This is a genomic window from Bartonella occidentalis (genome assembly GCF_037070875.1).
Classification (GTDB): Bacteria; Pseudomonadota; Alphaproteobacteria; order Rhizobiales; family Rhizobiaceae; genus Bartonella.
In genome coordinates this window covers 1-19,970 of sequence record NZ_JAYMZJ010000001.1, presented here as the reverse complement: position 1 = coordinate 19,970, position 19,970 = coordinate 1, and the positions used below count along the sequence as shown (strand labels likewise).

At 37.3% G+C, this 19,970-nt stretch carries 18 protein-coding genes; 12 read left to right on the top strand and 6 right to left on the bottom strand.

Annotation, left to right across the window (positions count from 1 at the left end):
* Window positions 1–305 precede the first annotated feature (305 nt).
* The 8 genes from WCP78_RS00090 to WCP78_RS00055 all read left to right on the top strand — a co-directional run bounded on the left by WCP78_RS00090 (window position 306) and on the right by WCP78_RS00055 (window position 7,457).
* Window positions 306–992 (top strand): hypothetical protein, encoded by a 687-nt coding sequence (locus tag WCP78_RS00090; RefSeq protein WP_336278489.1) that lies wholly within the window; start codon window positions 306–308, stop codon window positions 990–992.
* Window positions 993–2,456 carry a gene transfer agent protein BgtE gene (bgtE, locus tag WCP78_RS00085; protein WP_336278488.1) on the top strand — a complete coding sequence of 488 codons (1,464 nt, stop codon included), beginning with the start codon at window positions 993–995 and terminating at the stop codon, window positions 2,454–2,456.
* Window positions 2,457–2,549: 93 nt separating this feature from the next.
* Window positions 2,550–3,008 carry a hypothetical protein gene (locus WCP78_RS00080; RefSeq protein ID WP_336279096.1) on the top strand — a complete coding sequence of 153 codons (459 nt, stop codon included), beginning with the start codon at window positions 2,550–2,552 and terminating at the stop codon, window positions 3,006–3,008.
* Complete coding sequence (gene bgtD / locus WCP78_RS00075; protein ID WP_336278487.1) at window positions 3,005–4,129, top strand: BaGTA-type gene transfer agent maturation protease BgtD; 1,125 nt, start codon at window positions 3,005–3,007, stop codon at window positions 4,127–4,129. The genes WCP78_RS00080 and bgtD overlap by 4 nt, the downstream gene beginning before the upstream one ends.
* A 980-nt stretch (window positions 4,130–5,109) precedes the next feature.
* On the top strand, window positions 5,110–5,442 hold the full coding sequence (locus WCP78_RS00070) for a hypothetical protein (RefSeq protein WP_336278486.1): 333 nt from the start codon (window positions 5,110–5,112) through the stop codon (window positions 5,440–5,442).
* A 94-nt stretch (window positions 5,443–5,536) separates the two neighbouring features.
* Window positions 5,537–6,187 carry a gene transfer agent endolysin BgtA gene (bgtA, locus tag WCP78_RS00065; RefSeq protein WP_336278485.1) on the top strand — a complete coding sequence of 217 codons (651 nt, stop codon included), beginning with the start codon at window positions 5,537–5,539 and terminating at the stop codon, window positions 6,185–6,187.
* A 15-nt stretch (window positions 6,188–6,202) separates the two neighbouring features.
* A complete protein-coding gene (locus WCP78_RS00060; RefSeq protein WP_336278484.1) occupies window positions 6,203–6,445 on the top strand; it encodes a hypothetical protein in 243 nt (80 codons plus the stop codon).
* A 568-nt stretch (window positions 6,446–7,013) separates the two neighbouring features.
* Complete coding sequence (locus tag WCP78_RS00055) at window positions 7,014–7,457, top strand: hypothetical protein (protein WP_336278483.1); 444 nt, start codon at window positions 7,014–7,016, stop codon at window positions 7,455–7,457.
* Between the two features lie 1,667 nt (window positions 7,458–9,124).
* Here WCP78_RS00055 and WCP78_RS00050 read toward each other — a convergent pair.
* A complete protein-coding gene (locus WCP78_RS00050) occupies window positions 9,125–9,340 on the bottom strand; it encodes a hypothetical protein (protein ID WP_336278482.1) in 216 nt (71 codons plus the stop codon).
* 255 nt (window positions 9,341–9,595) lie between these two features.
* Here WCP78_RS00050 and WCP78_RS00045 point away from each other — a divergent pair, with 255 nt between their 5' ends.
* Window positions 9,596–10,324: a DUF4167 domain-containing protein gene (locus WCP78_RS00045; protein WP_336278481.1), complete on the top strand. Its 729-nt coding sequence runs from the start codon at window positions 9,596–9,598 to the stop codon at window positions 10,322–10,324.
* Window positions 10,325–10,389: 65 nt separating this feature from the next.
* Here the strand turns inward: WCP78_RS00045 and WCP78_RS00040 are convergent, their stop codons facing one another.
* From WCP78_RS00040 to WCP78_RS00025, 4 genes are all read right to left on the bottom strand, one after another.
* On the bottom strand, window positions 10,390–10,842 hold the full coding sequence (locus WCP78_RS00040; protein WP_336278480.1) for a hypothetical protein: 453 nt from the start codon (window positions 10,840–10,842) through the stop codon (window positions 10,390–10,392).
* Between the two features lie 45 nt (window positions 10,843–10,887).
* A complete protein-coding gene (locus WCP78_RS00035; RefSeq protein WP_336278479.1) occupies window positions 10,888–11,253 on the bottom strand; it encodes a hypothetical protein in 366 nt (121 codons plus the stop codon).
* Window positions 11,254–12,037: 784 nt separating this feature from the next.
* Entirely contained in the window at window positions 12,038–13,051 is a 1,014-nt protein-coding gene (locus WCP78_RS00030) for a PAS domain-containing HWE histidine kinase family protein (protein WP_336278478.1), read from the bottom strand.
* A gap of 20 nt (window positions 13,052–13,071) precedes the next feature.
* Complete coding sequence (locus tag WCP78_RS00025; protein WP_336278477.1) at window positions 13,072–13,866, bottom strand: response regulator; 795 nt, start codon at window positions 13,864–13,866, stop codon at window positions 13,072–13,074.
* A gap of 172 nt (window positions 13,867–14,038) precedes the next feature.
* On the opposite strand from WCP78_RS00025, the gene WCP78_RS00020 reads away from it, so the two are divergent.
* The 3 genes from WCP78_RS00020 to WCP78_RS00010 all read left to right on the top strand — a co-directional run bounded on the left by WCP78_RS00020 (window position 14,039) and on the right by WCP78_RS00010 (window position 16,451).
* Window positions 14,039–14,242 (top strand): NepR family anti-sigma factor, encoded by a 204-nt coding sequence (locus WCP78_RS00020; RefSeq protein ID WP_336278476.1) that lies wholly within the window; start codon window positions 14,039–14,041, stop codon window positions 14,240–14,242.
* A 6-nt stretch (window positions 14,243–14,248) separates the two neighbouring features.
* Entirely contained in the window at window positions 14,249–14,803 is a 555-nt protein-coding gene (locus tag WCP78_RS00015) for an RNA polymerase sigma factor (RefSeq protein WP_336278475.1), read from the top strand.
* Window positions 14,804–15,044: 241 nt separating this feature from the next.
* Window positions 15,045–16,451: a sensor histidine kinase gene (locus tag WCP78_RS00010; protein ID WP_336278474.1), complete on the top strand. Its 1,407-nt coding sequence runs from the start codon at window positions 15,045–15,047 to the stop codon at window positions 16,449–16,451.
* A 1,193-nt stretch (window positions 16,452–17,644) separates the two neighbouring features.
* On the opposite strand, the gene WCP78_RS00005 is transcribed toward WCP78_RS00010, so the two are convergent.
* A complete protein-coding gene (locus WCP78_RS00005) occupies window positions 17,645–19,633 on the bottom strand; it encodes a M23 family metallopeptidase (RefSeq protein ID WP_336278473.1) in 1,989 nt (662 codons plus the stop codon).
* Between the last annotated feature and the right edge of the window lie 337 nt (window positions 19,634–19,970).

Here is a 19,970-nt window from a genome sequence, read left to right as displayed (position 1 = left end):
CATTCTGGACAACCAGGTCACCCTAAAATTTTTGCTTATAAGGTTGTTGTGTGCTTACGGCAAATAGTCTGCTGAGAGGAGGACAAACGTAATGCTTAAACTGATGCCATCATCCTTAACAAAGAAGAAGTAGCATTGTTTATGATTGCGGCTGTTTATTGCTCCATTCTGGACAACCAGGTCACCCTAAAATTTTTGCTTATAAGGTTGTTGTGTGCTTACGGCAAATAGTCTGCTGAGAGGAGGACAAACGTAATGCTTAAACTGATGCCATCATCCTTAACAAAGAAGGAGTATAATTGTTTATGACCACAACTATTTCATCCATCGATTCTATACAAGTAAACCAGTCTAAAATTTTTTCTCATATGGTTGCGCTTATTCAAGATGAAATTGATGATACAACAGATGAATATCCCGTACAAATTCAAGATTCAATTTTTGCTGCTTTGCGTTTCTGTAAACATGAGCCATTATTCTTTAATGAAAAAGGAACAATAACGTTTAAAATACGAACTGGAAAAACATGGTATGGTCAACAAGACGGACTCTTTATTGGAGAAGGAAAAGATATCCAGTCCGTTTTTTTAGGTACAAATCCTGCAACACAAACCCAGTTGCTTTATGAAACTTTCGAAGTATTGCAAGAAAAATATCAAGAGACATCACCGCAAGGAACGCCTCTCTTTTATACCTGTGTGGATCAAAAAATCGGGCTTTTCCCAACGCCTAAAAATATGGGAACCGTATGCTTTTCTCGCACTTCTGAGCGCGATAATGAGGAAAATGTCATACACGAAAACGATCCTTGGATGATCTATGCCTTTGATCTTATTAAAGCACGCGCAAAATACGAACTTTACAAAAATATCCTCAAAGATCCTGAATATGCCGCCGTTGCTTTTAATGACTTTCAAGAACAGCTGAAGCTCTTGCGCACCGAAACATCACGCAAAAAAAATTCTTCAAAAATTATGCCAGTGGGGTTTTAAATGGCCTTTTTTCCGATTGCTGATTATCGACCCGATGTCGCTGATATTAATGGTATCTTTACCGATGATCTTACCAATGTGTTGCCAGCCGATGGGTCATATATCCCTATGCCAAGCTTTACCCCTTTAACAGAGCCTTGTCCTGATCGCGTTTTATCTGCTATCGCTGTCAAAACAAAGTTGGGTGTCTCAATTATTGTTGGCGCAGAAAAAAAATTATATCTTCTCGATAATACAACAATGCAGTGGAAAGATATTAGCCGAAATGAAAAGCCATATCTTGCAAATGTCGATGCTCCTTGGTCTTTCGCCTTGTTTGGTGATTATGTCATTGCCGTTAATGCAAATGATAAACCACAAGTGATCGATATTGGTCATGATGTGAGATTTAGAGATTTAAAAGGAAATCCACCTAAAGCTGGACTCGTTCGTGTATGGGGCGACTTCGTTTGTTTGATGAAATTGACAGAGTATCCACGACGTGTCCATTGGTCTGGATTAAATGATGCAGAATTTTGGACCGTGGGGCAAAAAAGCTGCGACTATCAAGATTTTCCTGATGGTGGATATGTCCAAGGGTCAACTGAAACAACAAATCCTATCATCTTTATGCGTTCCGCAATCTATGCCGGATCCTTTATTCCTGGATCAAAGATTATCTTCAGTTTCCAAAAAATACACGATAAACGTGGGGTAAAAAACGCAGAATCTATCGTGTGTCGAGGCAATTTTTCTTTTTTTGCTGATGAAGGAGGATTTTATCAGATAACCAACGATGGACAGATTACGCCAATCGGTTTCGAAAAAGTGGATCGAACCGTGACAACAAAGATTAGCAATAATAATCGATCATCGCTGTCTGCCGCTGTGGATGGGGTTTATAATCGTGTTTATTGGATGGTTGATGGAGATGATACCGATAAAGAACGACTCTTACTCATTTATGATTGGGGGTTACAAAAATGGACTAAAGCTGTTTTGAAAATTAACATGATTTTACCCATTTTCTTATCCGGTATCACTTTAGAAGGACTCGATTCTGTTTCAGAAAATATTGATGATTTAGCTTTCTCTCTCGACAGTAAAGTTTGGAAAAATGAATCGCCTGTTCTTGGCGCCTTTGATTATCAAGGAAGGCTCGGTTCATTTTCTGGTAAACCTATGGCATGTGTTCTGATCTCGCAAGAAATGGGACAGACAAATGGTATGATAACGAGGGTTAAAAATATTATGCCTCAGGTCAATAGCGGAGAATTTTATGTATCTGTCGGAATACGTTTACGTCAATCACTGCAAGAAAAAACAATTTGGCTGCCAGAAAAACAGCCTTCTCATAATACTGGACAAATCCATTATCGCGTAAGAGCAAGGTTTTATCGATTTAAATTGAGAATCCCTGAGGGAGTCAATTGGTCTCACGTAACTGGATTCGATGTAGAGTTGAAACCTGCTGGTATGCGTTAAAAACTCATCCATTATCATGAAAAGTCATTCGTTGAGCTCATGATACATAATCAACGATTTGGTGCATTGAAAAAGAATAAAAAAGCTAAAATTATGACACTCAAACAAGACAGACAAAACCCTTATTCTATCTTTCTAACCAATCAATGGCCATGGGAAAAAATAAAACCCTATCAAAATGACATTAATGCCGCTATGAAAAAATATGCTAAGCGATTTCCAGATGATGTGTGTTTGCAGACAATGGCTCTGGAAATCGTTACAGGAAAAACACAATTCTGGATCATCCTAAAAAATAATACCAAATTTAGTGCATTCGTTGTCACAAAAATTGAAGTGACACGTACGGGAAAAAAACGCGTGGTCATTTTGGATCTTGCAGGAAAAGGAGGAGCCAATTTGGTTAAATTAATTGATACCGTCGAAAAATGGGCTCGTAAAATCAATGCTGAGGAAATTCTCACGTTCGGAAGGTATGGATGGGCTAAAAAGCTCGCTCATCATGGATATTCTCTTAATCTGATTCATTATAGAAAGGTTTTAGCCCCATGAGAAAAAAAGTAACACCTCAAGTGCAAACAAAAACACAAACAAGTGCTCCACCCATATGGGCAGAAGATATCTTTAAAACAGCAAGTTCTAAAGCCCTTGATCTTTTTAATAAAGGTATCGGTGGTAATGTTTACAAAGGAGAGCGATCCGCTGGTTTAAGTGATACAACACAAAATGCCATCACTGGTTTACAAAAAGCTGCTAACCAATACAACAATTCACCTCTTACTGGGTGGTTTAATGCGCCAACACAAAGTGCTTCAAATCTTTCCAATATGGCACAGGGAAACTTGATCGGCAATAATAGCAAATTTAATGCTGCATTGCAAAATGCACTCAGTAAAACATCTGATGCTATTAATCAATCAATGTCAGGAGCTGGGCGCTATGGATCTGGTGCCCACACAGGGGTGCTGACCGACGAACTGGGGGCTTTGGCAACAAATGCTACTGCGCAGCAGTATAATCAAGATATTAAAAATATGATGAATGCAAATCAGATGATTGATAGCTCATTGCGTGATCAGGTTAATGCTGCTAACGCTTACTTTCAAGGGCAAAGTAATGCTCAAAGTAACGCTTTGAAGGGAGGGATGGTTCAAGATACAGCGCGCCAAAATACTTTAGATGCTGAGCGCCAAAAATGGACAGAAGAAAATAATAAAGATTGGAACCAGCTGGGGCGCTTGCTCAATATAGGAAAACAAGCTGCAGGAAACTACGGAACAACATCGGGGCAATCAATAACAACCCCATCAGTTGTCAGCGATCCATTAAACGATATTCAGAAATTCCTCGGATTAATGGGGGGGGTTTTGGGACTGTCTGATGTCAGAGCAAAAGACAATATTACACCCGTAGGAAAAAAAAACGGTTATCCACTTTATACCTTTAATTATAAAGGAAATTCTCAACGCTATTGCGGTGTTCTTGCTCAAGAGGTGATGCGTTTAAATCCTGATGCCGTTTATATGGATCCAAAAACAAAATTATTGTACGTCAATTATAGTAAAATTGGCTTTAAAATGAAAAAAGTGACAGAGCCTAAAAACAAAATTTTGTCCTTTCTATCTTCTCTTTTTATTCATTTTTTTCCCTTGAAAAAAAGACAGAGTGTATGAGGTCAATTTATCCATTGGTGGATTATGCTACTAAAATACCTTCATTGATAAGAGTAGGTCGAAAATGAAAAAACAAAAAATCAATTAGGTCATAGTGCATAACATATAGGATTTCTCAAAAAATAATTTTATGTGCTGATAATGAAAGAAAAAGAAATACACAATTTGTAAGTGATCAAAATCTTCCTATCTCCTAAAGTTACTCAATTTTGTCGTGCATCTCAGACACTGCTATGATCATCAGATATAAAATACAAGTAACGGATATGCAAAAATAATCATGTTGTGAAGTCTATTCATGCAAGCGCTCATTGCTCATTAACGTCGCCTAAAATGATAACAGCCTTGAATAAAAAAATTGGAAGCTGTGACACCGTTGTGGGGTCGTTTGATATTTCTTTTGGTTTTGTTGGCAAAAATTGAGAGCGGATTCTTAAAAGTTATAAAGCCTATCTCTCTTAGAGCTTATTGCGCTTTTGTTATCAAAAAATGCTTGAATGTTAGATTTTATGTGGTGATCATGGGTTTCTGTATCAAAATATGAAAACCTTTCTGCCCCTAAAGTGATCTATGGGACAGAAAAACGCAAGTAAAGCATTGTTATAATTAAAATGCTTTGAGTTTTGCAAATACACACAGCGATATACATAAAATGGTAGTAGAATATAAACAAAAAAATGCTGTAAGGTATTTTAGAGTATAAAACAAAATTGTCTTAATACAGTAAAAACTGCCCAAAGTGCTATCGATTGAGATATCAATATATCGAGTATGTTTGGGTAGCAGCACCCTTTAGTTCATAAAAAGATATCTGCATGTTTATGCAGATATACTCAGCTGTGATGAGCTTTAACACACTGTTTCCATAAGAAAATGTCGCCGTGTTAACGCAACTATACAAAAACGCTCTCAGACAAGCAGGATTAATAAAGATAATCCTTGTTTGCACTTTATTCATCGAAAAAATACGAGGATATGAAATGCTGCTCTTTCCATTTTCTATCGCTGATATTGATGATCCTGAACATATTCGCATCGTTTTCTATTCCAATGGAAGAATGGGACATGTGCCTTTAAATGCGTTGTTAGATCATGTGCGTCAAAACATTAAGAGTTTTGATGAAAAACAGACCAAAAATACCAAAAAAACTTCTCAGCGTATCGATGTTTTAGAACAACAATTGAAAGCGATTATTCAAGATCTTGAGAATGTTAAACATAAATCAAATACAGAAAAAGATAGTGAAATGGCTAATGCTGATTACGGTGCAATAGACAAAAAAGAAAGTAAAGAAGAAAATAAAAACCAATAAGCACAATATTCAAGCCGGAAAGTAAAGTCGTTCCGCTTCATTCCCTAATTTCATCTTTATATACTCTAAGTCATCTGAGGAGGAGTTTGAAAAAATGCGAAAAATATCAAAAGAGGGGCTTGCGCTCATTAAACAATGGGAAGGGCTTCGCTTGCATGCTTATAAAGATGCAGCCGGGGTATGGACAATTGGATATGGTCACACCACACAATCCGGTAAACCTTTCGTGCAAGAAGGAATGCAGATTACTAAAAGTCAAGCAGAAGTTATATTGCAAAAAGATTTAGCACAATTTGAAAAAACTGTTGAACATAGGGTGAAACAATTTTTAACGAATGAGCAATTTGCTGCCCTTGTCTCATTTTGCTATAATGTTGGAACAGAAGCTTTTTGCAATTCTACGCTTTTAAAAAAGCTCAATGAAGGTGATTATGAATCCATCCCTGTTGAATTGCAAAAATGGACCAAAGCAGGAGGAAAACGCCTACAGGGGCTCGTGTATCGGCGAGCCGCTGAAGCAGGTTTGTGGACAAAAGGTGCCTATGTTTCCCCTAATTATCAAGAAGTAGAAGTGCCAAAAAGCCCCTTTGCAGAAGCTGAAGTTTTGGCTCCAATCATTAGCTCATTTTCAGGGTTAACTGGGTTTTTTACTGGGTATGGACCTATACAATGGGCTTTAGCTGTTATTATGGTGTTGGCTACCATAGTCGGTATTGGAATGGCTATCTATCGGATGAGAGAATAATAGGGAGGGCATATTTTGTTTCGTTTGAGTTTAATGATAACCCTAGTAATTGTTGCTGCGTTGAGCAGCTTTTTTTATGGACGCTCTTTTGAGAGAAACAGGACTTTGATGCAAGCTGTTTCCGCTTTTCAAAATCGTAAAAAAATCAATGATAAAATTTTTTCTCTTTCTCCTTTTCATGTTTGTCTTGCTCTTGGCGGGGTGCCAGACGAATGTTCCACTGTCTTGCGTGGGGTGGACAAAACCACCAGTCATTAATCAACCCGCATTTTTAGTGAAAAGAGAACCGTTGTTATCACGATGGGTTCTGGCAACAGATCTCTTTGGTCAAAAGCAAAAGTGTTGGGAACCATAAAATAAGCAAATATTGTGTGCCGTGTTGAACGCTTATTAAATTGGAAAGCCTATTTTTGAGTCTTGGATATTTCAATTCCCTATGGAATGTGCATGACCGTGAAAATATACAGAAATCCAACATCTCTTAGTCGGTTTGTCACAAAAAGCATAAAAGAGAAAAAATAGATGAATTGAAGTCTGTTGCCTTCTGTCTGGCACTTTGAAACCAAACTCCGTGATCAATATTTCGCACTCTTCTCTATAGACCGAACAAAAAAGTCTTTAATAACAATTTTCAAACGATAACGAAAATAAAACAGTTAAGAGAACAGAAAATTTTAAGAAAAATGTTCCTTTTTGGGAACGAGAAGGGTACCTTTCCATACAAGGAGCGTGGTAGCACCATTATAATGCCTATGGAGAAAGATTGGTTATCTTGACATTATTGCTTGTGGTAAAATTTACCCTAATATACTAGAGGAGGTGCATATTGGAACGAAGAATTCATGCGATGAGGAAGTTGTATCGCAAAAAATTTAATCGTATAGCTTCTCGTGTTGGTCTGATTGCTTTGTGTATTTTTTTCTCTGGTGTTACCATTAAGAAAGTTGCCGATTACTTTTTCCCTACACCGCAAGCTGTACAACAACGTCCTATGGTTTTGACCGTGCCGACATTTGATTTGCGTGTTTATTGTAAGGAAATCGCAGCTTCCGTTCTGCCTGATATGAAAAAAGACGTTTATGATCGCTGTATGAATTTAGAGAGTGAAGCCTATTTTGCTATTCGTAGTATGTGGGATGATCTTTCTGACAAATCAAAGGAAAAATGTATCAAAATGGTGCGGCCAGGAGATGGAAGCTATTTTCTCTTAAGGGATTGTTTTATTAATGAAAAAAAGAACGACGGATATACAGTGCGAAACCACTTTTAAGTTTGTTTGCCCACTAGTTTAATGGCATGCTTTAAGTTTGGTGCCCCAAAATATTATCAAAGAATATCTCATGGAAACAAAGTTCATTCTTGTTCGGAAAAAAATCATGGAGATTAGAATACAAGCTCTACGCATGTATCTTAGGCGCTTGGGGGAACAACTTGGCAGAAACCAGAAAATAGTACATAAAAACACGTTCTTTAAAAAAAGCATGAAGGTGTTTAAATTTTCATTGCAAATTCCTATTGCAATCAAGATTGTTCATTTTAAATTTAAACGATTGTCTCTGTCTCATATTCATTTCATTGACAGGCAGTATTGGTACAAATTGTATCTTTGGGTGTGAAAGGATTATTATAATCCCTTTGATAGGATTTATAAGATACTTGGAATCACTTTATAAATTTTATGTCAATAACCAGTGGCTTCTAGAGGCTCATGTTGGGAAGGGTTAATTTGACTCATAACCCAACTATTAGGGTGACAGTCATCATTGGTGTCGTCTTTTGATCTGCTAAAATGAAAATAGATTTAAGTTGCGCTTAAAATAACAGGACAAAAGGGGCGAGCAAAAATCGGGCGTTGGTTCATCGATCTTCCTAAAATTTCAGCAAAATATTAAAAGTGCCTTTTATAATTGCGAAAAGCGCAATCATTCCATAGCTACCAATTTCACATAAAATATTTCTGGTAATGTTTTAGTGGTTTTGTGTGTCTTCGCAAAAGATGCTCTGGGTATTCATAAAAATAGTGCAAAAATGATAAGAATCAATACGTGTGCTTTTGTCTTGTTTTAATTAGTTGTTATTGGGATGAAATGTATGTTGTGAAAATTCTCGGCTAAAAGATATTTTGTACCTGGTATAACCCGTGAAAATTAAGCTGTGAAGCGGCGGGAAAATATAGTAGTCTACGGATTGATGATGAATATATGAGATGACTATTGCTGTTGGGGAAGATTGCATGATTAAATAGTGTATCTCTACAGATGCTCCTGATATTTCTTCTGTTGTATAAGTTTTTGTTTTTTGTTCTAGAAAATATTTGAGTTGAGATCTCTTTAAAAAAATCTGAAATAATGCTTTCACACAAACTATAAAATTTACCATTTTGATTGGCTCAAAAAGACGCATAAATTGTCTTTAAATAGCCCAAAAAGAAAATTTTTAAGTTTTTTGTCAATATTTTTGAAAATTCATTTTCAAAAATAGCGTCTCTCTTCTTTGGTATTTAAGTGATCTAAACCTAAAAATGTTGCAGCTGGTGTTGTAGGAATCCTTTTCTTGTTATTAAGCCAATAAAAAGTTAAAAGTACAGTTTGATACTTTTGTTGAGTGTTCCAATGATATTTTAAAAGGAGGATGGTGTATTTGTTAGAGTATTTTGAAAGATTGTGATTATTTGGGGGGGAAAGCATGGATTCATCATAGGATTTAAGAAAATAGGCTGAAAATTTCTACGAAATTTGCTGATTTTCGCAAAAATAATGGTTGGTTGACATGAAGAGTACTTGAACAATGCGATTGGTTAACTTACCTATGAATTAAGGTGGTTTTATCAAGCGGGAGTTGAGGAGTTGCCTATAAGTGGGGTTGCTTTAGTCCAGAAAAGAGGCTATGTTCAGATGGTAAGTATATTGATTTGGTAATTTGTGGGGGCGTAAGCGTTTACAAGCTAAATGCGCGAATAAACGGAGAGTAGCGGCGTTTTTTAGGAGCAGTGGTTTTTTGAGGCAAATAAAGAGACACCTTTTTTACTGGTAGAGGTTGTTGGGTTGTTTGCTTGCCAGAATGTTGTTGTGTGTTTTCATTTTTTGCTGTTTTTCCACAAGAAGGTGACTTTTTTGATGAAATTTGACCTATTTTAAAAAAAACACTTGGCATTTTATGTGAACATCACTAGGTTTTTGCTGATTAAAAGGAAAACAGAGGTTTTTGGGATTGATTTTTCCCAGCTGTTTTTGTGATTTTCAGAAAATATATGTTTTTATCAGATATCAGTAGGTATCGGTAAAATAAAACGCGGATAGTTTGATGACCGTATTTTAAACATTATCAGTATTAGAAGAATAATGCGGTAAACAAAGAGTTAATCGATCAAGAAAGTCAACTAAGATAGACACTCCAAAAGGGATGAATATGAGGCCACAACAAAATAGACGGGTACGCGGTCGCAATAATAACAATAATGGGAACAACAACAATAATCGTCGCGGCCCTAACCCTTTATCTCGTAATTATGAGAGCAGCGGTCCAGATGTTAAGATTCGTGGAAATGCTCAGCAAATTGCCGATAAATACATAAGCCTTGCACGTGATGCACAAGGCAGTGGTGATCGCATTATGTCTGAGAATTATTTGCAACATGCTGAACATTATTTGCGTATCATTCTAGCAGCAGTTGCGCAAATGTCTCAACCCGCTCGGCGTGATGAAAATAGTGAGCAAGAATGTGACGAAGTAAATATTGAATGTGAAAAAAGGGATGATGTAAGCTCTGATAAGTCTGCATCAAAGAAAAAGAATAACAATGGGCAACAAACCAAGGCACCAAATGGACATGCGGGTGATGAATTGGATGCGGGTGCTCTACAAAATGAGAAAAATGGTCAAGAGCACATTGCTGTGCAAGAAAATGTTGAAATTGTCAAAAAGCCACGGCGAGCTCCGCGTCGGCGTGTTGTAAGAGATAAAGAAGATCCATCCGTTGAACTTGCACAGGAAATAAAAGAGATTGCCAAAAACAGGGATATGTCAACAGAAGAAGCTTCCTCGCTCGCTTTATTAAGTGAAGAATTAAGTGAAGAAGTGCAAAGAAAACCACGGCGGCGGCGTGTGGTTACATCTTCTGCAGAAGGAAATGTTTAAACGAGAAAATAGTGTTTAAGCGCCTTTGAGAAGGATATCATTGTTCTTAAAGGCGTGCTTCATTTTTAATTAGAGATGATTGTTGATGCTTCTTGTGTTATGTCAACTGAGAGTATCGCAACAAGTGCACCGGTATCGTAATTATAAATGACAAATTTTGTTTGTCCGTCTGGCGTTAAAATCTTCAATACGATATTGTGTTCTGAAAGGCTCTGTGACAAAATTTGTGTATTTTTAGGTAAGGAGAGTGTGTGCTGGGAAATCTTTGGATTTTTAGCGTCAAAAGAGAAAGAGATTCCTTCTTGTGGTATTGAGTGCGTTGCCACAACTTTGTACACTATTCCAAGCAATACAGCAAGGAGAAGAACAAGCGTTATTGAAATAGAAATAATCATTAAACGCATAAGTTTTTTTCTTACACGTTCTACTGCAGGATCTAAGGGGTGATCGAGGGGTGTGCATGTTTCTGTATTGTTATGATCTTCTAAGATATGGACTTGTTGTCTATGATCCGCCATGCTGTACTCTTCGTTCGTTTTTTAGAATGTGCTGAATGTATCCTTTTAATTATTTTTGTGCAAGAATTCTATGGGAACCTTATGCGAAAGAAAGGATGATGAGGTAAAAATATCTGTTGGATAATCTGTATTCAGGCTATCGTCGGTATTTTGATGTTTAAGGAGTAAATTGCCTCGATTTGTTACAGACCAGGTGATCTTCACTGTGTGTTGATATAAGTCTGCACGCACGTTTGTGCATTGGGCAAAAATTTGTTCTCCAGAAAGAATCAATTTTTGGATAGACGGTAGAAGGGCTTGTTCACATTCTTGTGCTGTTGGATAAGTTTTGACCATTGTATTATTAGAATAACAGCTGTTAAAGTCATCTGTACATGAAACAAGTAATAAAATAAAAAAGAGTGGCTTCATGACATACTTTCCGAATAAGAGGTTGGCAGAGCACTATGTAATTTATCAGCATAAAGTTGCTTGCTTACTTACTGTCAAACGTCTTCAAAGATTTTTTGTTCCAGAATGAGTTTTGTGCTCGTGAACTTTGTTCAAGAGAAGCTGCAAGGAAATGATTGTATAAGAAAAACTCTTATGCGGGTGCTTAATGTATTTACTAAAATGACTACAATTTTGTTCACAATGTTTGAGGATCTCAGATACCTGCTCATGCTGGGGATTTAAGATATCTGCCCAATGATATGCAAGTTTTGTTCACAATGTTGAGGGTCTCAGATATCTGCTCATGCTGGGGATTTAAGATATCTGCCCAATGATATGCAAGTTTTGTTCACAATGTTGAGGGTTTCAGATATCTGCTCATGCTGGGGATTTAAGATATCTGCCCAATGATATGCAAGTTTTGTTCACAATGTTGAGGGTCTCAGATATCTGCTCATGCTGGGGATTTAAGATATCTGCCCAATGATATGCAAGTTTCGTTCACAATGTTGAGGATCTCAGATATCTGCTCATGCTGGGGATTTAAGATATCCGCCCAATGATATGCAAGTTTTGTTCACAATGTTGAGGATCTCAGATATCTGCTCATGCTGGGGATTTAAGATATCTGCCCAATGATATGCAAGTTTTGTTCACAATGTTGAGGGTCTCAGATATCTGCCCAATGATATGCAAGTTTCTTTTTGAATATTAAGATGCTTTCTAAAAAGGTACTCTACCGAGAGATTGTTCTATACTTTGTCTAAGAAAAGGTATCAAAATAAGTATCAGGAACACATAAGCAATAAACAATTCCTTCTTCGGTCAATTTAAAAGAGGCCGAGCCATTTACAGCGACTGGGACAATTTTTTCTAAAACCGCACTGCCAAAACAGGCTTGATGGTTAGCGGAAAGAAGAGATTTCGATTCAAAATTTTCATGCCAAGTGATAAGAAGTTGCGTTTTTTCATCCATTGCGGTTTGGACTTCACAGCGCACACATATGCTTCCTTTTTCTTGTGATAAAGCTCCAAAAGAGAAAGAATTGACAATTAACTCATGAAAGGCCAAGCCAATATGCAATGCTGCATTTGGAAAGAGATAAGGATCTAAGCCCTCAACAGAAAAGCGTTCTGTTTTTTTCGTCAAATATCCTAGAGCCTGCGAATGGACTAATTCGCGAAATTGGGCACCACGCCAATCAGAATCTGTAATGAGATCTTGAGAATGAGAAAGAGAATGAATACGTCCTTGAAATTTACGTAAAAAGATTTGAAGCGATTCGGTATAGTGCGCGGTTTGGCTGGCAATACTTTGTATGATAGCTAAAAGATTCTTAGAGCGGTGGCTGACTTCTCGGAGTAATATTTTAAGGACTTGTTCACGCCGGCGTAACCCTGAAATGTCAACGCCGGTGGTGATAATACCGATAATTTCCCCGTTATCGTTATGATGACAATCAACCGAAAATTTGTACCAAATAGCTTGTTTTGTTGTATCCTCAAACCGTGCTTCAATGGTTTGCATTTTGCCAGTGGCTAAGACCTGCAACTTGATTGTTTCCATATTGTCAGCAAGATCGAGCGAAAAAAAATCACTGTCACGACATCCCACCCGCCATTTATTATGCAAATGCTTTGGTAAGTTTTCAGCCCATAAGTAAACTAAATTTGTTGTTTGATATAAAACAAAAATATCAGCGCTTCGAATTGCTTGCATTAAGGCGCTCAGATGTGATTTGTCTATCGGTGGCTTTGGAATAGAAGTAACAATCATAATAAAATGGTTATCTTGTACTAAGCGGCTTTGGAAGTGTTCTTTTGAAAAAATAAAGCCTGTGATATAAGAGCTTTAACCATGTCCGGATTAAAGGGTTTTGTAACTAAAAAAGTTGGTTCTGGACGCTCTCCAGTGAGTAATCTTTCAGGAAAAGCAGTGATAAAAATCACTGGGATAGGATCATTTTTTAAAATGTCATTAACTGCATCAATGCCAGAACTATTATCCGCTAGTTGAATGTCAGCCAAAATCATGCGTGGTTTTTTTTGATGATGCATGATAATAGCTTCGTCACGGGTGCGTGCAATTCCTACAACCTGATGCCCAAGGCTTTTGACCATTTGTTCAATATCCATTGCAATCAGAGGCTCGTCTTCAATAATCATAACCTGTGTAGCAATTTGTTCGGAAATATCGATTGATGCTTGGTTGAGGAGTTTGCGAAACTCTTTCGCATCAATGTGCATGATTTCTCTCGCTTCTCGCTCATTAAATCCTTCAACTGCAACCAATAAAAAGGCTTGGCGTGCACGTGGTGTGAGATAAGATAATTTTGCACTGGCTTTTTGTTCAAGACCAAATTGTGGCAGTTGATCTGGAATATTGGGCGCAGTTTGGTCAAAAAGCTGGCAAAAAAGCCAATAAGTACCAATACGGTCGCTGGATGCTTTGGGGAAAATAGAAATATCAGCAATGAGTGCTTCTAGCATCGCAGATACATAGGCATCTCCAGATGTTTGGCTGCCGGTAACAGAACGGGCAAAACGTCGAAGATAGGGAAGGTGCGGTGCGATCCGTGTTGATAATGACATACTTTATAACTCCTTTGGCTTTTAAACCACTTTTCCTGAGTGAAATCCCCAACAGATAAAAAAGTTCCTCTGCTCATATGGAACTTTGCTCATATAAAATTATATTCAACTATGAAGAGAAAACTCTTTTCAATTCTACTTTTAATATATATATGGATTAAGGGGATGAAAAATGAACGACCGTGATGAAAAAAATCTCACCAATTACTTTTCTTTTGGAGATGATATTCTCGGGGTCAACAGTGAAATAGCACGTAAATTGCGTCAGTTTTACATGGAAATTCAGGAAGAAGCACTGCCTGTACGTCTATTAGAGCTTTTGGAAAGATTAGATCAGGCAGAAAAGTTAAGCTTAAGAAATGCGAAAAAGGTTTGATTTTTCATGACAACAGGCGTGCCAGATTTTAAACAGGAGTTACTTTTGATCTTACCGACACTACGAGCTTTTGCTGTTTCTTTAAGCGGCAAACACGATAAAGCTGAAGACTTGGTTCAAGACACCATTATGAAAGCGTGGGCCAAGCAAGACAGTTTTGAAATGGGAACGAACCTCAAAGCTTGGCTTTTTACTATTTTACGGAATGAATTTTACAGTCAATTGCGCAAAAAAGGAAGAGAAGTTCAAGACAGTGATGGTGTATTTACTCAAAATGTGGCTATTCATCCTGCTCAATATGGGTCACTCGATTTGCAAGATTTTCAAAAAGCCTTAAATAGGTTATCTAATGATCAAAAAGAGGCCATCATTCTCATTGGTGCCTCCGGTTTTTCTTATGAAGACGCTGCAGCTATTTGTGGTTGTGCCGTTGGAACAATCAAAAGTCGTGTGAGCAGAGCGCGTAATCGTTTGCAGGAACTTCTCAAGGTGAATGGTGAATCTGATTATGGTCCTGATTCTTATTCAGCGGGAAGTACACTGTGTTCATTTCGCGGTTAAAAAGCGTAAATTAAGCGTAAATCGTAAAATAATATGGTTGATAGCCTTGTTTTGATTCTCTTTATAGCTATCAGAGTAAAGTCAGAATTCTGAGGAAATTTAGAGTGTTTAGCGTATCTCCTCGGCAAAAAAATAAGGGAAGCCTGAACAATATCCATCAGGCTTTGCGCTATGATCCATAAGCAATCATTCTCCTTTGTGCTGAAAAGTGATGATTTTCAGATTCGCCGATGGAAATTCTATGATAACAAAGACGAATTTGTTTTCTAAAATACCTACTTCTGTTTCAACAATATCGCGTTGGCGTTGGGCGGCGATTATTGTTTCTCTTATTATGGCTTTTTTGGCGTCGGCTTTTATTATTTTGCTTTCAAATGCTGTTGATCGAGAAGTCGCACGATTGAATACAAGCTCAGAATTACGCGAACAGGCTGATTTAGTGCTCATTAGTTTAATCGATATGGCTGTGGCTGATCGTAGCTATACAAGAACACGCAGTCTGGAAGATAAAGCACGTTTTGAAAATGCAGTTCGTAGTCTTAACGATATTTTAGAGTATGCCGCACTCATCGTTTATGCACATCCACAATGGTATGAATGGTTTAGCGCTTTTAAAAAAGAAGTGGAAGCACGTAAAGCCCTGATGGATGCGCACATGCTTGCTCTTGAGGGGCGCTCTGATCAAGCTTTATCTCTTTCCGCTTTGCCTGAAATCCCAAAAGTTCAAATTGCTCATTTAGCTCAATTGATGACAAGTTTTATTAATGGCGATGATGTTGTGCGGCAAAAACAGCGTGAGGATATAGCGCTTATGCGAGCTGCGTTAACATTAGCAGCGATTATTTCTGTCGTGAGTACTTTTATTTCGGCTTATTTTGTTATTAATCGTTTTCATCGCGATGTGCGCTCCTTAAAAATGTACCAATTGCTGCTTCATAGTGAAAACGCTGCCCTTGAAGCTCGCGTGAAAGAGCGCACACAAGAATTGGAACGCGCACGCAATCACGCTGAAAAGGAACGCCAACGTGTTGAAATGTTGTTACAGGATGCGAGCCATCGTATTGGAAATTCTCTTGGTACAGTATCTTCTCTGCTTGGTTTACAATTAAATCGTAGTACAAATGAAGAAGTGCGCTCTGTTCTTGGTGCTGCACGTGATCGTATCCAGACAATATCGGCGGCGCATCGTCGTTTACGTTTGGGTGATGATATGGAAACAACGTCGTTGGCAGAGTTTCTTAGTTTGGTGGTTCATGATGTTGAATTGGCCGTGCCTTTTGAATTGCGTGAAAACATAGCTATTCATACTTCCTTTAAAGACTGTCGATTGTCTTCAAGAGATGCAACAACACTTGGGATTATTCTTGGTGAATTGTTAACAAACTCCTTAAAGCATGCTTTTCCTGATCAGCGTTCTGGAAATATTTATATTTCATTTGGCTCCCAAAAAAATGGCCAAATGATGCTGGTGGTAGAAGATGATGGTGTGGGTATAAGCAGTCAAAGCGCAAACAAAAAAACAGGGCTAGGCCGCTTAGTTATTGAACAACTTTGTATGCAGTTTGGTGAGAAACCACTATTTGAAACGTCTGCTTTAGGTGGTACAAAGGTTATGATTCCTTTGCCAAAATTGAGTGTGAATAGTTAAAATAACAGATTGATTTTCTTTTGAAAAATCTTTTCTGTTATTCTTAAATGAGAGAAAGGCTTTTATAAACGTGTGGTTAGGGAAACATATGAAACCTATACCTAGCAGGCCAAAATCTTTGAAAAAACCAATCATTCGATTTTATATCTTATGAGCTCTTAAGTGTATATTCTATTTTGTCTATCGATAGAGCGCTCTTTGGGGAGAGTCTTTGTGGTTGTTGGTCGATAAAAATATATCATTGTTTCATGCGCAATAAAAGGCATAGAAACTAATCCTTTTAAGTAAAATTGTCTTGATATGCTTCATTTAAACTGATCATCATAGGTTGCTTTGGCAATTATAAAATATAAATGAGAAGCGATTATGATGAATCTGCTAGGATCGTGGAAATTTATGATGGTTGTTCGTTTTGCTGTATCAGAATGGTGAAACCTTTTTTGCTAATCCGAAGAATTTTCTTAATAGAGATAACAGTAGACTCTGTTTTTACATCAGCCATGTCAATTGAATCATTTTTAAAACCATACGTGATAAATATCTTTCTTTCCCCTATTAGGGGAAGAGATCCATTAAAAAAATCAGTGCTGTATTTTTACGGATTCAATCATTTTAGCAATGGCTTTTATAGGAAACCCCACACATACTTCACGAATTTAACTCAATTTTCTATATTATAAGCAATAACACAAGCAGCCACAAAGCTGCTGTGCATATCTATATTATAATATATAACGCACATAACTTGTTAAGATGCATCGCGGCTTTCTCTCAAGTTCATTTTTTATGTTCTGTTGATTGAAAGATATCAGGACAAATTTACTGAACTTCATCATCTTTATGTTTTGAAGTATAAGTCTTATATTTTTATGCTGTTCGTTCGTATTCTTCTATTTTTTTACACTACGCTTTTTTGTTGTGAAGTTTTTTCATCTTTTCCTATCCAGATGATAAGTTTTGATCAAGATTGGTTGTTGTTGGTAAGATCAGACTTTTAAAAAGAAACAGTAGATCATTTTGATGTGATTCCCATGATGTCAGCAGAATATAGAAGAATCATGGGGTTCCTCTTTGGAGATTTGTGGTTGCATCAGCTCTTGCAAATTTTTTACTGTGCTGGGCGCAAATTTGTAAGAGCTGATGCTGATACGTTTCCATCAGTGTTATACTTAAAAGGTCGCTTAACAAACGCCTTATGATGATGTGACAGGGCTATTGATTAAAGAATCAATATTATTTTTTTCTCGTAGGAATGCTTGTAAATCTTGACTGGTGAGAGATTTACTATCGGGTAGACGGATACGCATGGGGTCAACCTTTCTGCCATTGACAATGATCTCAAAATGGCAATGAGGACCTGTCGCCATCCCTGTTGATCCAACATATCCAATAATTTGTCCTTGTTTCACTTTATCGCCTGGTTTAAGACCTGGGGCATAACGGCTTTGGTGTGAATAGCTGCTGACATATCCATTGGCATGTTGAATTTCTGTATGATTCCCATAGCCACCTACTACACCCATGCTTTTGATAACACCATCTCCTGCAGCGAGAATCGGCGACCCTTTTGGTGCAGCCCAATCAACTCCCGTATGCATTCGAACATACCCTAAAATAGGGTGTTTTCGTGTGCCGAAGGGGGAAACAAAAATGCCATTTGGAAGAGGTTTGCGGAGTAAAAAAGGTTTTGAGCTTTTCCCTTCTGGATTATAATAGTCAATACTACCGTCTTTTGATTGATAGCGATAGTATTTATAAGTTGTGTTCCCGAATGTGGCGCTAATATAACGAATCTCAGGATCTACATTCGTGGTAGATTTTTTCTCATTTGAGTTATTTTTGCCATTTTTTGTTTCTTTACTGTGCGAATTTGTTCCGTTTTGTTGTGGTACCGCATAAAATATTTCAAGATGATCCGTCGGCGTTATCCGACTTTTCATATCAATATGGGGTGCAAGAAGACGAATGATATGCTGCGAAAGGGATCTCGACATATTATTGCTGAGCACAGCATTATAGATAGCATCATAAGCTGTTGGTAATTGTTCTGTATTGATGTGAGGGATTCCATTTTGAAAAGCTGTTTTAAGTGCATGTGACATTTCTGGTTCTGCACTTTCAACGAATTGGTTGTTATCATTAAGAGCAATTGTAAGAATATGGTGCATTCCTTTATAGATGCTTGCACGCACAATAAGATCTTCTTCTCCAGGTTGTGTGACAATTCCGATGCGTATAAGATTTCTCTCTTTGAGCGTATCAGAACGGTTAAACATGGCTAAAGCGTTTGCAACCTGTTCAACTTGTTTTTTTTCATAGTCGTTTTTTTTCAGAGCATCGATTATTTTTTGTTTTTTATGAATGGGAATAATATCCTCAGCATAATTTTTGGTGAGATCAATTCGGTGATTTTTAGGAGAAATGGTTACATTTTCTTGAATGATTCGTACCTCTGGGGTATCGGTAAATTGGGAAGTAGAGGATAAATCATCTAAGTTTAAGGGATCTAGCTGCTTTAGGATTGAGAGATGTTCGTTGGCTCTATCCAAAGGAAATCCAGATTTTTTTAATTCCTGTTGTGCTTCATCGGAAGTAAGGGTATCTGCTCCATCAAAATTGACTTGATCAATAATAAAGTTATGATTGCTTAGAGTCATTTTGGTTTCTACTTTTGCCCCGTAAATTTGGCCGGAATCTTCTGGGGTGGCAGTATAATTTTTCGCATCATTAGTTAAAATACTTAAGGAATCAAATTTAGGATAGGTATAGTGATGTGGGCGTTCTTCAGCTAAAGCCATACGGATCCATTTAAAACTTTGGGTTTGAATGACTTTTTTATCCCCCTTTTTTTGCAAAATTGATAATTCAAATTGGCGCTTACTGTCGAAACTTTGTCGTGCACGTGTGGGAGAAATACGATCACCTTTATATCCATTGGCATTAAGATTTTGTGCTTTTAAGAGGTTATCTTGAGTAAACCATTGTGGAGGTGTCACTAGCCGTTGCTGTTCATCTAGAGCAGCAAAGAGCGCAATACCCATAAGAATGCAAGAAGTAATTCCCGTAAGAACTGTTCCTGTGAGCCAACGAATGGAAACTTGTCGACGAGCAGGCTGAAAGCGTTTGACTAAAAGAGCAGGGTCTTGCCCAGGATCATTTTTATGATGTTGGTTATCCCACATAAATTTTTAATACTCGTTTTAAGACTAAATAGAATATTAGGCGTAAAAGGCTAGCATAGCTTGGAGTGTTTCTACAAGAATTTGATTATTTTTTTGGAAATACATGTTAATTCTTTGTTAAAAAATGAATTGGTTGAATGGATATTAAGAGCAATAAAAGCATGAAAACCATTTTAAATAACTTCTCCTATATAATTGCTCTTATTAAGGAATACTCGTTATTTTTATAAACTTTTAGTTGCAGTTTAAAGAAATTTATTTATTTTTTCTTTTATTTGAAAAACCTGTTGACTCTTTGAAGAAAAGGGTTCTATATAGCGCTGTAACGAGAGCGGTT